The sequence below is a fragment of the Cellulosimicrobium sp. CUA-896 genome (assembly GCF_001942335.1).
Lineage (GTDB): Bacteria > Actinomycetota > Actinomycetes > Actinomycetales > Cellulomonadaceae > Cellulosimicrobium.
On the sequence record NZ_MKKH01000036.1, the window covers coordinates 13,273 to 28,390 of the forward strand.

The window sequence follows — 15,118 nt, forward strand, 5'->3', positions numbered from 1 at the left end:
GGTCACCGCCTCCCGGCGAGGCGGCGGCGCTGCCGGTTCACGAGGCTCGCCTGGAGGTCGACCAGGGGGTTCCCGTCCCGGTCGGAGGCGGGGCGCTCCCACGTCCCGTCCGCGTGCAGGCGCCACGACGCCGTCCCGTCCGCCATGGACGTGTCGATGAGGTCGAGCAGCTCGCGGACCTGGTCCGGGTCGGAGATGCGCACGAGCGCCTCGACGCGGCGGTCGAGGTTGCGGTGCATGAGGTCGGCCGAGCCGATGAAGAGCTCGGGGCCCGACTCCGGCCCCTCGCCGATCTCCGGGCCGGCGGAGTTGGCGAACGCGAAGATGCGCGAGTGCTCGAGGAAGCGCCCGAGGATCGAGCGGACGCGGATGTTCTCCGACAGCCCGGGGACCCCGGGGCGCACGGCGCAGATGCCGCGCACGACCAGGTCGATCGTCACGCCCGCCTGCGACGCGCGGTACAGGGCGTCGATCGTCGTCTCGTCCACGACGGAGTTGACCTTGATCTTCACCCACGCCTCGCGGCCGGCGCGGGCCGCGGCCGCCTCGCGCTCGATGCGCTCGACGAGGCCCGAGCGGACCGTCCGGGGCGCGACGAGCAGTCGGTGGAACCGCGACTGCGGCGCGTACCCCGAGAGCTGGTTGAACAGGCGGGTGAGGTCTTGCCCCACGTCCGGGTCGCACGTCAGCAGCCCGTGGTCGGTGTACAGGCGCGCGGTCTTCGGGTGGTAGTTGCCCGTCCCGACGTGGCAGTAGCGGCGCAGGCCGTCGGACTCCTGGCGCACGACGAGCGAGAGCTTGCAGTGCGTCTTGAGCCCCACGATGCCGTAGACGACGTGCACGCCGGCCTGCTCGAGCTTGCGGGCCCACGAGATGTTCGCCTGCTCGTCGAACCGCGCCTTGATCTCGACGAGCGCGAGCACCTGCTTGCCCGCCTCGGCGGCGTCGATGAGGGCGTCGACGATCGGGGAGTCGCCCGACGTGCGGTAGAGCGTCTGCTTGATCGCGAGGACCTTCGGGTCGGACGCCGCCTGCTCGAGGAACGTCTGCACCGACGTCGAGAACGAGTCGTACGGGTGGTGCAGGAGGACGTCCCGCTCGCGGATCGCCGCGAACACGTCCGTCGGCGAGGAGCTCTCCACCTCGGCGAGGTAGCGGTGCGTCGTCGGCACGAACGGCGGGTAGTGCAGGTCCGCCCGGTCGAGGTCGGCCATGAGGTTGAGACCGGTCAGGTCGAGCGGCTCGGGGAGCTCGTAGACCTCCTCCTCGACGACGTCGAGCTCGCGCACGAGCAGGGCACGGATGCGCGGGCTGATGCCGTGCGTGAGCTCGAGCCGCACGGGCGGGCCGAACCGGCGGCGCAGCAGCTCCTTCTCCATGGCCTGGAGGAGGTTCTCGGCGTCGTCCTCCTCGACCTCGACGTCCTCGTTGCGCGTGACGCGGAACGTGTGGTGCTCGCGCACCTCCATGCCGGGGAAGAGGTGGTCGAGGTGCTGGGCGATGACCTCCTCGATGGGCACGAACGACGTCGGGCCGCGGTCGGTCGCCGCGGTCTGCGAGGTGGGGGCGGAGGGCCGGCCCCGCGCGTCGACCGCGATGAAGCGGGGGAGCAGCGGGGGCACCTTGACGCGCGCGAAGTGCTCCTTGCCCGTCGTGGGGTTCGCGACGACCACCGCGAGGTTGAGCGAGAGCCCCGAGATGTAGGGGAAGGGGTGCGCCGGGTCGACGGCGAGCGGCGTGAGCACGGGGAAGATCTGCTTGCGGAAGTACTTGTGCAGGCGCTCCTGCTCGCGCGTCTCGAGCTCCTCCCAGTGCACGAGCGTGATGCCCTCCGCGGCGAGCGCGGGCTGCACGTCGCCCGAGAACACCGCCGCGTGCCGCGCCATGAGCTCGTGCGCGCGCTCGCTGATGGCGTCGAGCACCTGGCGGGGGGACAGCCCCGACGCGGCCGTGACCGCGATGCCCGTGGCCATGCGCCGCTTGAGGCCCGCGACGCGCACCATGAAGAACTCGTCGAGGTTGGACGCGAAGATCGCCAGGAACCGCACGCGTTCCAGCAGCGGCTGCCGCGGGTCCTCCGCCAGCTCGAGGACCCGCTCGTTGAACGCGAGCCAGCTCAGCTCGCGGTCGGCGAAGCGGTCGTCGGGCAGCGGCGACCCCTGCGTCACGAAGGCCGACCCGTCGGTCCCCGGCTCCTCGGCGATGTGCTCCGCGATGTGCGCGGCGAGCGAGGGGTCGATCACCGGGCGGCTCGCCACGGCCCCGTCCGCGTCACCGGCGTCGCCGGGCACGAAGCGCCCCTTGGCGTCCCGGGTCCGTCCGCTCTTCTCGGCAGTCGTGCTCATGGGCCTATCGTGTCATCGCCGGATGAACGGCGCGTGACGTCGCTCACGCCGGCGCGTACTGGACGTGGACCTCGCGCCGGGTGAAGCCCGCGCGCTCGTACGTGCGCACGGCCGGCACGTTGTCGCCGTCGACGTACAGGACCGCCGTGGTCACGCCCGCGGCGGCCAGGTGCGCGAGGCCGACGGCGGTCAGCAGCCCGCCCAGGCCCTGGCCCTGGGCGTCCGGCACCACCCCGACGACGTAGATCTCGCCCTCGCGCCCCGCCTCGTCCTGGCCGACGGGGACCTTCGTCCAGACGAACCCGACGAGGTCGCCGGACGCCTCCCGCTCCAGCAGCAGCAGGCCCGCGGCGTCGAACCAGTCCTCGCGGGTGCGGTCCTGCAGGTCCGCGACCGTGAGCCGGCCCTGCTCGGGGTGGCTCGCGAAGGCGAGCGCGTTGGCGCGCACCCACGCGTCGTCGTCCTGCCCCGGGACGAACGCCCGCAGCCGCAGGCCCGCGGGGAGCGGCGGCACCGGGTGCCCGGACGCGCCGCCGAGCGGGCGCTCGAGCACGAGGAGCTCGCGGACGGGCACGTAGCCCGACCGTGCGGCGAGGGCGCGTGCGGCGGGCAGGTCGCCGTGCGCCCACACGCGCAGCGGGGTGGTGCCGGGGACGACGCCCTGGCCGGCGTCCGGCGCCCCGTCCTCGGTGTCCTCGCCCTCCGCCGCGCCGGCGGGCGCCGCGGCCCGGTCCCCGGCGCTCGCGAGCAGGTGGAACCCCAGGCCGTGCCGCCGGTGCGCGGGGCGCACGACGAGCTCGGCGCTCGGCACGGCGCCGCGGCGGTCGACCTGCGCGTAGCCGGCGAGCTCGCCCGACCGCCACGTCAGCAGGTGCACCACGTCGTCGGTGCGCGCACGCAGGTTGAGCAGCGGCTGCTCGGAGAGCGGCGCGGCGCCGTCGACGCTCTCGGCGTCCGCCGCGAGGGCGTGCACCTGGGCGACCTCGTCGTCGTCGATGAGCGGCCCGGTGTGCCAGAGGATCGCGGTCTCCACCGCCCCATCTTGCCCCGGGCGGCCCGACCTGGCAGGAATCGCCGGTCGCGTGGCGGTGCCGCCCCTGTCGGCGGTCCCGCGCGCGGGCCTAGTGTCGGCGGCGTGACCGACGTGCAGCACGACCCGACCACCGCCCGCACGCAGCGGCGGACCCTCGCGACGCTCGCGGCCGCGCAGGTGCTCGCCGGCATCGGGGTCGCGACCGGGCTCGCGGTGTCCTCGCTGGTCGCGTCCGAGCTGTCGGGCTCGGACGCGGTCGCGGGGCTGACGCAGACCTCGGCCGTCGTGGGTGCGGCGGTCGTCGCGCTGCCGCTGGCCCGCATCGCCGCGCGCGCGGGGCGGCGGCGCTCGATCGCGACCGGTCTCGCGGTCGCCGCGGCGGGCGCGGTCCTCGCGACGCTCGCGACGTGGTGGGGCTCGTGGCCGCTCCTCGTCGTGGCGATGCTCGCGTTCGGCGCGGGCTCCGCCGCCGGTCTCGCGGCACGGTTCGCGGCGACGGACCTCGCCACGCCCGCGCGCCGGGCGACCGACCTGTCGGTCGTCGTGTGGGCGACGACGGTCGGGTCGGTCCTCGGCCCGACGCTCGCGGGCGTGGCGGACGAGGTCGGCGCGTCGCTCGCCGCACGGTCGGGGCTGCCCGGACCGGCACACGGCGCCGCGCACGCGCCGTCGCCACCGGCCCGACGGCCGTGCCGTACGTCCTCGCGGCGCTCGCGTTCGCCGGGGCCGCGGCGGTCGTCGTCGCCTTCCTGCGACCGGACCCGCTGCACGTCGCCGGGCGCACGGCCACCGCCGCACCCGCCGAGCGGCAGGGCGGTGTCCGCGAGGGCTGGGAGGTCGTGCGGTCGTCGCCCGCGGCCCGGCTCGCGCTCGCGGCCGTCGCCGTGAGCCACCTCGTCATGGTGGGCGTGATGACGATGACGCCCGTGCACATGAACCACGGTGGTGCGACGCTGCAGGTCGTCGGGTTCGTCATCAGCGCCCACATCGCCGGGATGTACGCGCTGAGCCCGGTGATCGGGTGGCTCGCGGACCGGCTCGGGCACGCGCGCGTGCTCGTCGTCGGCGGGGTCGTGCTGCTCGCCGCGGCCGTCGTCGTGGCGGGTGCGCCGAGCGAGGACGCGGGTCGGCTCACCGTCGGGCTCGTGCTGCTCGGCGTGGGCTGGTCGTGCGGGCTCGTCGCCGGCTCGGCGCTGCTCGTCGACGCCACGCCGCAGGGGGAGCGCACCGCCGTGCAGGGCGTCTCCGACCTCACGATGAACCTCGGCGGGGCGCTCGGCGGACTGCTCGCCGGCGGGGTCATCGCCGTGTGGTCGTACGCCGTCCTCGCCTGGGGCGCGGCGGGCCTGGTCGTCGTCTTCCTCGTGGTCGTCGCCCCGCGCGCCCTGCGGATCGCCCGGACCGCGGGCGACGCCGTCGGCTGAGCGAGCGGACGCGCGGAGCGACGGGGCGCGTCGCGGTCAGCCCCAGTGCGGGGGCCGGTCGAGCGCCGACGGGAGCCGCGTCACGGTGTCGCCGCGGGCCGCGCCGACCTGCGGCGGGAGCAGGAACAGCGCGTGCGACAGGTCGGCGCCCCGGACGTCCGCGCCGCGCAGGTCGGCGCCCAGCAGGTCGACGGCGGTGAGGTCGGTGCCGCGCAGGTCCGCGCCGAGGAGCAGCGCGCCGCGCAGATCGCTCCCCGTGAGGTCGAGCCCGCGCAGGGACGCGCCCACGAGGTCCGCGCCGGGCCGCAGCCGACGGCGCACCGCCGGTGCCGGTGCCGGTGCTGGGCCGCTGCCGCTGCTGCTGCCGCGGCCGCGCAGCGAGGCGGCACGGACCGCCGCGCTCGCCCGGTCGACCAGGGGCCCGACCCGTCGGCGCACGGGGCCGGCGTCGAGCGCGAGCAGCTCCGCCGCGGGGAGGCCGGCCAGGGCGGACGTCTCCGCGAGGGCCCGGCGGGCGTCGTCGTGCACGAGGCCCGCGCCGGGGTGCGCGAGCACGTCGGTGAGGTACCACAGCAGCTCATGGAGCTGGGTGAGCGCCGGGAGGGCCGCGAAGGCGTCGCGGGCCGCGGCGTCGCCGTCGCGCCACGTCGCGTCGTCGTGCACGGCCCGCACGGCCGCGGTCACGCGCTGACCGGCGCCGAGGCAGTCGTAGGCCGTGCAGCCGGGGAAGCCGGACGTGCGCAGGCGGGAGTGGATGCCGCACCCGAAGTCGCCGCGCAGGTGCGGGCACGGCGTGCCGGACGGCTTGTCGATCGCGAAGTCCGCGGACCGGGTGAGCGTGAGGGCGACGCAGCACAGGCCCGTGCAGCGCGCGCAGTCCGCGCGCAGGTCGAGCTGCTCGAGGAGCAGCGCGCGGTCGGTCGGGGGAGCGGGCACGCCTCGACGGTACCGCTCCCCCGGCGAGCGGCCGTCAGTCCTGGGACGACGCGGCCGGCGTGCGCAGGCCCGCGGCGATGAGCTCCATGACGGACGAGTCCGCGAGCGTCGTCGCGTCCCCGACGGCCCGGTTCTCGGCGACGTCGCGCAGCAGGCGCCGCATGATCTTGCCCGAGCGCGTCTTGGGCAGCTCCGGGACGACGAGGATCCGCCGCGGCTTCGCGATCGGGCCGATCTGGCGCGCCACGTGGTCGCGCAGCTCCCGCTGCACGGCCTCGGCGCCGTCGGCGTCGGCGGCCCGCTGCGCGTGCTCGCCGCGCAGGATGACGAAGGCGACCACGGCCTGGCCGGTCATCTCGTCCGTGGCGCCGACCACCGCGGCCTCGGCGACGAGCTCGTTCGACACGAGCGCCGACTCGATCTCGGTGGTGGACAGGCGGTGGCCGGAGACGTTCATGACGTCGTCGACGCGGCCGAGCAGCCAGATGTCGCCGTCCTCGTCCTTCTTCGCGCCGTCCCCGGCGAAGTAGGTCCCGGGGAACCGCGACCAGTAGGTGTCCTTGAAGCGCTCGAGGTCGCCCCAGATGCCGCGCAGCATCGACGGCCAGGGCTCGGGCACCACGAGGTAGCCGCCCCCGCCGTCGGGCACCTCGTGCGCCTCGTCGTCGACGACGGTCGCGACGACGCCGGGCAGCGGCACCTGGGCGGAGCCCGGCTTCGTCGCGGTGACGCCGGGCAGCGGGGAGATCATGATCGCGCCCGTCTCCGTCTGCCACCACGTGTCGACGATCGGGGCGCGGTCGCCGCCGATCACGCGGCGGTACCACATCCACGCCTCGGGGTTGATGGGCTCGCCCACCGACCCGAGCACGCGCAACGACGACAGGTCGTACCGTGCCGGGATCTCCTCGCCCCACTTCATGCACGCGCGGATCGCCGTGGGCGCCGTGTAGAGGATCGACACCCCGTACTTCTCGACGACCTCCCACCAGCGGCCCTGGTGCGGCGTGTCGGGCGTGCCCTCGTAGAGCACCTGGGTCGCGCCGTTGAGCAGCGGTCCGTAGACGACGTACGTGTGGCCGGTGACCCAGCCGACGTCGGCGGTGCACCAGTAGACGTCGGTCTCCGGCTTGAGGTCGAACACGGTGCGGTGCGTGTACGCCGCCTGCGTGAGGTAGCCGCCGGTCGTGTGGAGGATGCCCTTGGGCCTCCCCGTGGTGCCGGACGTGTAGAGGATGAACAGCGGGTGCTCGGCCTCGACCCACACCGGGTCGTGCTGCGTGTCGGCCGCCGCGAGCGCGTCGTGCCACCACACGTCGCGACCGTCCGTCCACGCCGTGTCCTGGCCGGTGCGGCGCACGACCAGGACGTGCTGCACGGTGGTCGCGGGCGCGCCCTCCTTCGGCGCGACCGCCGCGTCGACCGCGGGCTTGAGCGCGGACGGCGCCCCGCGGCGGTAGCCGCCGTCGGCCGTGATGACGAGGGTCGCCTCGGCGTCGGCGATGCGGCTGCGCAGCGCGTCGGCCGAGAACCCGCCGAACACGACCGAGTGGGGCGCACCGATCCGCGCGCACGCGAGCATCGCGACGACCGCCTCGACGACCATCGGCAGGTAGATCACGACCCGGTCGCCCGTGGAGACGCCGAGCGCGGCGAGCGCGTTGGCCGCGCGCGACACCTCGCGCTGCAGCTCGGCGTACGTCACCGTGCGCGTGTCGCCCGGCTCGCCCTCGAAGTGGATCGCGACGCGGTCGCCGAGGCCGGCCTCGACGTGGCGGTCGACGGCGTTGTAGGCCGCGTTGAGCGTGCCGTCGGCGAACCACCGCGCGACGGGCGCCTGCGACCAGTCCAGCGTCTCGGTGAACGGCGTGCCCCAGGAGACCAGGTCGGTCGCCTGCTGCGCCCAGAACGCGAGCCGGTCGGCGCGCGCCTGCTCGTAGAGCTCGGGCCCGGCGTTCGCCTGCGCGGCGAGCTCGGGGCTCGGCGGGAACGCCCGGGTCTCGTGGAGGAGGTTCTCCAGCCCGGCGCGGGCGGTGGTGGGCTCGTTCTCTGGCACGCTGACCTCCGGTGCGCATCGACTCTGGTGCGCGGGGGCTCGCCCCCGCCGCCGCGAGTCTAGCCCCGTCGACGTGACCCCGGTCACGTCGGTGGGAACGCCTCCGGTCGCGGTCCGGGGCCGTCGCGCCGTCGGGCCGCGGTCAGCCCCGTCGGCGCTGGCGCACGGCCTCGTACAGCACGACCGTCGTCGCGCTCGCGGCGTTGAGCGAGCTCGCCGCGCCGAGCATCGGGATGCTCACCATGACGTCGCACGCCTCGCGCCACGCCGCGCTCAGGCCCGTCGTCTCGTTGCCGACGAGCAGCAGCGTCGGCCCGGTGAGGTCGTGGTCGGCGAGCTCGACGTCGCCGTGCTCGTCGGTGCCCACGAGCGTGAGCGGGCGGCCGGCGTCGCGCTGCGCGGCGACCCAGTCGAGCACCTCGCGGCCGGAGGGGACGCGCACCGCGGGCACGGAGAAGATCGAGCCCGTGCTCGCGCGCACGGCGCGGGGGTCGTACGGGTCGGCGGCGTGGCCCGCGACGACCAGCCCGGCGCCGCCGAAGGCGTCGAGCGACCGCGCCACCGTGCCGACGTTGCCGGGGTTGTTCGGCCGGTCGAGCACGACGCCGAGGAAGGCGTCGTCGACGGTGATCCGCCCCAGGTCGTCCGGCGGCATCCCGACGACGGCCAGCAGCTCGGGCGCCTCGTCCTCCTTGCCGCCGAGCTCGCGCATCAGCTCGGTGGACAGCGCGTAGCGCCGCGTGCGGACGCGGTCCAGCATCGCGTGCGCCCACGCCGACAACGACCGGTCGGCGTCGACGAGCCAGGTGCGGACCGTCCACCCGTGCTCGACGGCGAGCGTGATCGGCCGCACGCCCTGGACCACGAGCTCGCCCGCGCGGTGCCGCTTCGTACGGTTCGTCAGCAGCGCCTGCCACTGCTGGAACGCCGCGTTGCGGGACGTGACGCGCTGCACGCTCAGGCGCTCGCCGTCACGACGTCGGCGTCCGCGCGGGCCGCCTGCTCGACCGCCGCCGCGACCAGCGTCGTGATCTCGGGGTTGAACACGCTGGGGATGATGTACGTCGGGTTGAGCTGGTCGGGGTGCACGGCGTCCGCGAGGGCGCGGGCGGCGGCGAGCAGCATGTCGTCCGTGATCCGGTGCGACTGCGCGTCGAGCAGCCCGCGGAACACGCCGGGGAACGCGAGGACGTTGTTGATCTGGTTCGCGAAGTCCGAGCGTCCCGTGCCCACGATCGCGGCGTGCTTCGCGGCCTCGACGGGGTCGACCTCCGGGCGCGGGTTCGCCATCGCGAAGACGATCGCGTCGGGCGCCATGGCGGCGACGTCGTCGCCCGTGAGGACGTCGGGCGCGGAGACGCCGATGAACACGTCGGCGCCGACCACGGCCTCGCGCAGCGTCCCGCTGACGCCGCGCGGGTTCGTGTGGGCCGCCGTCCACGCGAGCGCGTCCGACAGGCCGGGGCGGTCCGGGTGCACGACCCCCTCGACGTCGGCGACGACGACGTCGTGCGCGCCCGCGGCGAGCAGCAGCTTGAGCACGGCGGTGCCCGCGGCGCCCGCGCCGGACAGCACGACGCGCACGTCGGCGAGCTCCTTGCCGACGACCTTGAGCGCGTTGCGCAGCGCGGCGAGCGCGACGATCGCGGTGCCGTGCTGGTCGTCGTGGAAGACGGGGATGTCGAGCTCGGCGCGCAGGCGCTGCTCGATCTCGAAGCAGCGCGGCGCGGAGATGTCCTCGAGGTTGATGCCGGCGAACACCGGGGCGATCGCCTTGACGGTCCGCACGATCTCGTCGACGTCCGTGGTGTCGAGCGCGACGGGGAACGCGTCGATGTCGGCGAACCGCTTGAACAGGGCCGCCTTGCCCTCCATGACGGGCAGCGAGGCGAGCGGACCGATGTCGCCGAGGCCGAGCACGGCCGTGCCGTCGGTGACGACCGCGATGGTGTTGCGCTTGATCGTCAGGCGGCGCGCGTCGTCGGGCTTCGCGGCGATGGCCTCGCACACGCGCGCCACGCCGGGCGTGTAGATCATCGACAGGTCGTCGCGGTTGCGGATCGGCACCTTCGACTCGATCTTCAGCTTGCCGCCGAGGTGCAGCAGGAACGTGCGGTCCGAGACCCGGTCGACGACGACGCCGGGCAGCGCGCGCAGGGCGTCGACGATCTCGTCGGCGTGCTCCTGGCCGCGCGTCGCCACCGTCACGTCCACGGTGATGCGCTCCTGGCCCGACGCGGTGACGTCGAGGGCGGAGACGATGCCTCCGGTGTGCTCGATCGCCGTGGTCAGCTCGCTCACGGCGGTGGGCCGCGCCTCGACCTGGAGGCGGACGGTGATGGAGGAGGACACGCTCGGCGCAGACGTCATGCCCCTCAGTATCGCGGCTCGGGCGGGCCCGGGAGGACCGTCGGGAGCACGGTCCGGCGCATGGTCCGGGACGCGGTCCGGACACGACCACGGCGCCCTCTCGGACGCCGTGGTCGCCAGCGGGCGACGGCTATCAGGCGTGCACGGTTCAGCCGCTGCAACGGGGCGTGCCGTGGCACGCTGGCCGGTCAGCGAGTCCTCCGTGTGGACTACCTGCGCGTGGGTACCGCCGCGCTGCCGCTTGGTCCCCTCATCAGACTCCCGGTGCCGGACGCACGCAACGTGTGAGGGTCGTCCGCGCCACGACGGCGCCAGACCCGCCACACCACCCAGCCGACCGCGACGACGGCGACGACGCCCACGGCGGCCAGCGCCGGCGTCGTCGGGTCGAGGCGTGAGCGCAGGGCGACGGGCTTGGCGAAGGTGAGCACCCCCCAGCCGTGCTCGGCGGCGAGGCGCCGCAGTGTGCGGTCGGGGTTGACCGCGAACGCGTGGCCCACCTCGTGGAGCATCGGTGCGTCCGTCACCGAGTCCGAGTAGGCGTAGCTCGTGGCCAGGTCGTACCCCTCGCGCTCGGCGAGCTCGCGGATCGCGGCGGCCTTGTTCTCCCCGTAGGCGTAGAAGTCGATGCCGCCCGTGTACCGGCCGTCCTCGACGGCCATGCGGGAGGAGATGACGTGGTCCGCGCCGAGCACCGCCGCGATCGGCTCGACGACCTCGCTGCCCGACGCGGACACCACCACGACGTCGTGCCCGTGCTCGTGGTGGGCGTCGATGAGCTCGACCGCCTCCGCGTACACGACCGGGTCGATGTGCTCGTGCACGGTCTCCGCGACGATGCGCGAGACCGTGGCGACGTCCCACCCGGTGGCGAGGCTCGACAGGTGCGCGCGCATGCGCTCGGTCTGGTCGGCGTCGGCACCGCCGAGCATGAACAGGAAGTGCGCGTACGCGCTGCGCAGGACGTCGCCGCGCGTGATGAGCCCGCCCGCGAAGAAGGGGCGCGAGAACGCGGCGGCGGACGACGTCGCGATGATCGTCTTGTCGAGGTCGAAGAACGCTGCGACCCGGCCCGCGGACGAGGACGGGGATGCGGAGGGCGGCGGCACACGTCGAGCCTATCCGCGCCGTGTGGCCGTCCACAGGCCCGGCGCGCGAGGGCCACGTCCCCAGGACGGTGCGCCGCGCTGGTGGCTGACGCGGCCGTCCGGCCACCGTGGGTGAGGTCGGTGCGGTCGCGGTGGTCGGCGTGGTCCGTGCGGTCGCTGTGGCGGGGTGCGGTGCGGGACGGTCCGGGAGGTCGGGTGGGTGCGGTGGTCGGCGTGGTCGGGGCGCGTGGCGGCGCCGGGGCGAGCGTGGTCGCGGCGTCGCTCGTGCGTGCCGCCGGGCGCGCGCCGCCGCGTGCCTCGTCGAGCTCGCGGGCGACGGCGCGGGGATCGACGTCCTGCTGGGCGTCGAGGAGGAGCCGGGCGTGCGCTGGCCCGACCTCGACGACGCGCGCGGGCGCCTCGACGGAGCGGACCTCCTCGCGCGGCTCCCGCGCTGGGACGGCGTCCCCGTCGTCAGCGCGACGACGGAGGGCGGCCCGTCGGTGGCCAGCGTCGTGGACGTGGTCGCCGCGCTCGCCGAGACGGTCGTGCCGCAGGACGGCCTCGTCGTGCTCGACCTCGGCCGGGGGACGCTCGTCCCGGGCACGCCCGCGCACGAGGTGGCCGCCGCGTGCGCCGAGGTCCTCGTCGTGACGCCGCTGGACGTCCCCGCGGTGGGCGGCGCGGCCGTGCTCGCGGCGCGCCTCGACGTGCCCGCCGCGCTCGTCGTCCGGCACCCCGCGCCCGGGCGTCTGTCGTCCGCCGAGGTCGCGCACGCCGTCGGGCTCGACGTCGCCGCGGCCGTGCGCCGGGACCGCGGCCTCGCCGGCGCCGTCGAGCGCGGGCACGGCCCGTGCGCCGGCCGGGGGCCGGTCGAGCGGGTCGGCCGTGTCCTGGTCCGCCGGTACCTGGACGCCCGGAGGCGCGCGTGAGGCCCGACCTGCTCGACGGCGTCCGCGAGCGGCTCGCGCGCACCGGGACGGACGACGCCCGGCTCGCCGAGGCGCTGCAGGCGTCCGGCCGCGTGCTGGGCTCGACCGCGCTGCGGGAGCTGACCCGCACCGCGCGCGCCGAGCTGTTCGGCGCCGGGCCCCTCCAGACCCTGCTCGACGAGCCGGGCACCACCGACGTGCTCGTCAACGGTCCGGACGACGTCTGGGTCGACCGCGGTGCAGGTCTCGAGCGCGCCGACGTCACGTTCGCGAGCGCCGCCGACGTCCGCGCCCTCGCCGTGCGTCTCGCGGCGGCCGGGGGAGGACGGCTCGACGACGCGTGCCCCGTGGTCGACGCACGCCTGCCGGACGGCACGCGCCTGCACGCGGTCGTCGCGCCGGTGTGCGAGGCCGGTGCCGTCGTCTCGCTGCGGGTGCTGCGCCCCCGCGGCTTCGCGCTGGGCGACCTCGTCGCGCGCGGCACCGTGCCCGCGGCGTGGGCGCCGCTCCTGCGGCGCCTCGTCGACCGCCGCGCGTCGATGCTCGTCTCCGGCGGCACGGGCACCGGCAAGACCACCCTGCTCGCGGCGCTGCTCGCCCTCGTCCCCGCGGACGAGCGCGTCGTGTGCGTCGAGGAGGCGCGCGAGCTCGTGCCGGACCACCCGCACGTCGTGCCGCTCACCGCGCGACGGCCCAACGTCGAGGGCGCCGGGGGCGTCGACCTCGCCGACCTGGTGCGCGCGGCGCTGCGCATGCGACCGGACCGCATCGTCCTCGGCGAGTGCCGCGGCGCCGAGGTCCGGGAGGTCCTCATGGCCCTCAACACCGGCCACGAGGGCGGGCTCGCGACGATCCACGCGAACGACGTCGCCGTGGTCCCCGCCCGCCTGGAGGCGCTCGCGGCGCTCGCGGGCATGGACCGTGGGGCCGTGGCGGCCCAGGCGGCCAGCGGGCTCGACGTCGTGCTGCACCTGCGCCGGGACCGCGTGGACGGGGTGGTCCGGCGCCACATCGCCCAGATCGGCGTTGTGCGCCGCGACGAGCACGGCGGGCTCGTGGTCGACCTCGCCGCGTCGTGGGACGGGTCGACGGAACCGGTGGCCGGCCCCGCGTGGGAGGACCTCGCGCGCCGGTGGCCGGCGTGAGCGCGGTCGTGGGGCTGCTCGTCGGGTTCGCGACGTGGGCCGTCCTGGACCCTGGCGGGCGGTCCGCTGGCCGGGCCGCGGGGGCCGGCCACGACCGCGGCGCGGCGGTACCGGTCGGTGTGCGCGGTGCTCCCGGCCGCGGGCGGAACCCGCTGTCGCGCTGGTCGCGCGGCAGACGAGGGGCGCAGGGCGCCGAGCTCGTCCGGCTGGTGGTCGCTCAGGTCGGCGCGCTGCTGCGCTCCGGCGCGCCGCCCGGCGTGGCGTGGGAGCGCGCGACCGGCGTGCGGGTCGACGCCTCCGGGGTGCCGAGCGTCGACGACCTCGCGCACCGTCTCGGCAGCCCCGGCACGGCGCGCGCGGTCGCCGCCGCCTGCCGCCTCGCCGGCGACGTCGGGTCGCCCCTCGTCTCCGTCCTGGAGGAGGTGGCGGCGTCCCTGGCCGCCGACGCGGAGGCCGACGCGGCACGCGACGCCGCGCTCGCGGGCCCGCGCGCCACGACTCGCGTCCTGCTGTGGCTGCCCGCCGTCGGGGTGCTCCTCGGCTACGTGCTCGGCGCCGACCCGGTGGCGACGGCCCTCGACGGCGGCGTCGGCACCGCCGGTGTCCTCCTCGGCGTGCTCCTGCTCCTGGTGGGCCGGGCGTGGTCCGAGCGGCTCGTCGCGCACGCCCGGTCGGCGGGGGACGAGGCGTGACCGCCCTCGTCGTCGCGGCGTGGGTCCTCGTCGCGCTGTCGCCGTGGTGGCTCGCGCGCGGCGCGGCGCGCCGGCGGCGAGCGCTCCGCCGGTGCGCCGCCCGGGACGCGCGCGCCCGGTGCCCGGCGCGGCGACCGACGACGGTGCCGTCGGCACGGGCGTGCTGCTCGAGCTCCTCGCCGCCGCGGTGCGTGCGGGCGCGTCCGTGCCGCGGGCCCTCGAGACGGTCGGCACCGCGGTCGGCGGCGACGACGGCGACGGTCTGCGCCGGGCGAGCGCCGCGCTGGTCCTCGGCGCCTCGTGGGACGCCGCATGGGCCGGCGCGCCCGTGCGGCTCGACGTCGTGCGCCGAGCGCTGCGGCCCGCCTGGGTGTACGGCGCAGGTCCCGTCCAGTCGCTGCGCGCCGCGGGGGAGTCGCTGCGCCAGGAGCGCGCGGCCGCCGCACGGACCGCAGCGGCACGGCTGGGCGTCCGGCTCGTCCTGCCGCTCGGAGCGTGCTTCCTGCCCGCCTTCGTCCTCGTCGGGTTGCTGCCGGTGCTGCTCTCGCTCGGGTCGGGGCTCCTCGGCTGAGAGCACGCCCGCCCTGGCCGTCCACAGGCCCGCCGCCCAGCAGCCCCGTCCACGGGCCGCCGCCCGGTCCCGGCGCCCAGCACCCGTCCGCTGCCACGGTGGACCGACCGCCCGCGACCGCGGGCCGACAGAGAGGAGACACCATGACCGTGCACGCTCGTCGCGCGCTCGCGCGACTGACGGGGCAGGACACCCACGAGGGGGAGGCGGGTCTCGCGACCGCCGAGTACGCCATCGCGACGGTCGCCGCCGCCGGGTTCGCCGGGCTGCTCATCGCCGTGCTCAAGAGCGGCGAGGTGCGCGAGATGCTGCTGGGCATCGTGCGCGGCGCCTGTCGCTGGGCTGACCGTGCGACGGGACCGGGCGCGGCACCGGTGGGCGGCTCGCCGGGGGTGGCGACCCTCGGCCGGCGACGGCGAGCGGGGCGCGGTCACGGCCGAGCTCGCCGTCGCGCTGCCCGCCGTCGTGCTCGTCCTCGTCGCGGTGCTCACCCTCTGCGCGCGGCGGCGCAGTGCGCAGCGCGTCG

The 15,118-nt window shown here is 76.2% G+C and carries 13 protein-coding genes and 1 pseudogene; 7 read left to right on the forward strand and 7 right to left on the reverse strand.

All coding sequences use genetic code 11. The features are described from left to right. Positions 1 to 2: 2 nt before the first annotated feature. Together BJF88_RS12280 and mshD are read right to left on the reverse strand one after the other, a co-directional pair. Positions 3 to 2,345 carry an RNA degradosome polyphosphate kinase gene (locus BJF88_RS12280; RefSeq protein WP_083649098.1) on the reverse strand — a complete coding sequence of 781 codons (2,343 nt, stop codon included), beginning with the start codon at positions 2,343 to 2,345 and terminating at the stop codon, positions 3 to 5. A gap of 43 nt (positions 2,346 to 2,388) precedes the next feature. Beyond that, complete coding sequence (mshD, locus tag BJF88_RS12285) at positions 2,389 to 3,378, reverse strand: mycothiol synthase (protein ID WP_075829014.1); 990 nt, start codon at positions 3,376 to 3,378, stop codon at positions 2,389 to 2,391. Positions 3,379 to 3,555: 177 nt separating this feature from the next. Here mshD and BJF88_RS23655 point away from each other — a divergent pair. Both BJF88_RS23655 and BJF88_RS20515 read left to right on the forward strand, forming a co-directional pair. Beyond that, positions 3,556 to 3,960: pseudogene (locus BJF88_RS23655) on the forward strand (MFS transporter); the annotation flags it as partial. A gap of 107 nt (positions 3,961 to 4,067) precedes the next feature. Continuing rightward, positions 4,068 to 4,802 (forward strand): MFS transporter, encoded by a 735-nt coding sequence (locus tag BJF88_RS20515; RefSeq protein ID WP_369824591.1) that lies wholly within the window; start codon positions 4,068 to 4,070, stop codon positions 4,800 to 4,802. Between the two features lie 36 nt (positions 4,803 to 4,838). On the opposite strand, the gene BJF88_RS12295 is transcribed toward BJF88_RS20515, so the two are convergent. The 5 genes from BJF88_RS12295 to BJF88_RS12315 form a co-directional block, all read right to left on the reverse strand. Further along, on the reverse strand, positions 4,839 to 5,738 hold the full coding sequence (locus tag BJF88_RS12295; protein WP_075829015.1) for a pentapeptide repeat-containing protein: 900 nt from the start codon (positions 5,736 to 5,738) through the stop codon (positions 4,839 to 4,841). A gap of 34 nt (positions 5,739 to 5,772) precedes the next feature. Continuing rightward, positions 5,773 to 7,794 carry an acetate--CoA ligase gene (gene acs, locus BJF88_RS12300; protein WP_075829016.1) on the reverse strand — a complete coding sequence of 674 codons (2,022 nt, stop codon included), beginning with the start codon at positions 7,792 to 7,794 and terminating at the stop codon, positions 5,773 to 5,775. Positions 7,795 to 7,936: 142 nt separating this feature from the next. Further along, a complete protein-coding gene (locus BJF88_RS12305) occupies positions 7,937 to 8,749 on the reverse strand; it encodes an RNA methyltransferase (RefSeq protein ID WP_369824592.1) in 813 nt (270 codons plus the stop codon). A 2-nt stretch (positions 8,750 to 8,751) separates the two neighbouring features. Then, complete coding sequence (locus BJF88_RS12310; protein WP_075829017.1) at positions 8,752 to 10,164, reverse strand: NAD-dependent malic enzyme; 1,413 nt, start codon at positions 10,162 to 10,164, stop codon at positions 8,752 to 8,754. 209 nt (positions 10,165 to 10,373) lie between these two features. Next, positions 10,374 to 11,273, reverse strand: a complete 900-nt coding sequence (locus BJF88_RS12315; protein WP_083649099.1) for an HAD family phosphatase — start codon at positions 11,271 to 11,273, stop codon at positions 10,374 to 10,376. 362 nt (positions 11,274 to 11,635) lie between these two features. Between BJF88_RS12315 and BJF88_RS19655 the strand changes: the two genes are divergently transcribed. The 5 genes from BJF88_RS19655 to BJF88_RS23660 form a co-directional block, all read left to right on the forward strand. Beyond that, positions 11,636 to 12,184, forward strand: a complete 549-nt coding sequence (locus BJF88_RS19655; protein WP_158068934.1) for a pilus assembly protein FlpE — start codon at positions 11,636 to 11,638, stop codon at positions 12,182 to 12,184. Beyond that, positions 12,181 to 13,329, forward strand: coding sequence for a TadA family conjugal transfer-associated ATPase (locus BJF88_RS12325; RefSeq protein ID WP_075829019.1), 1,149 nt, complete (start codon positions 12,181 to 12,183; stop codon positions 13,327 to 13,329). Before BJF88_RS19655 ends, BJF88_RS12325 begins: the two co-directional genes overlap by 4 nt. Continuing rightward, the gene (locus BJF88_RS12330; RefSeq protein WP_255371995.1) at positions 13,326 to 14,021 is read left to right on the forward strand and encodes a hypothetical protein; all 696 of its coding nucleotides are present in this window, start codon (positions 13,326 to 13,328) and stop codon (positions 14,019 to 14,021) included. Before BJF88_RS12325 ends, BJF88_RS12330 begins: the two co-directional genes overlap by 4 nt. Before the next feature lie 43 nt (positions 14,022 to 14,064). Continuing rightward, the gene (locus tag BJF88_RS12335; protein WP_139316048.1) at positions 14,065 to 14,592 is read left to right on the forward strand and encodes a type II secretion system F family protein; all 528 of its coding nucleotides are present in this window, start codon (positions 14,065 to 14,067) and stop codon (positions 14,590 to 14,592) included. 143 nt (positions 14,593 to 14,735) lie between these two features. Further along, a partial coding sequence (locus tag BJF88_RS23660) for a DUF4244 domain-containing protein (RefSeq protein WP_139316049.1) occupies positions 14,736 to 15,118 on the forward strand: 383 nt, incomplete at its 3' end.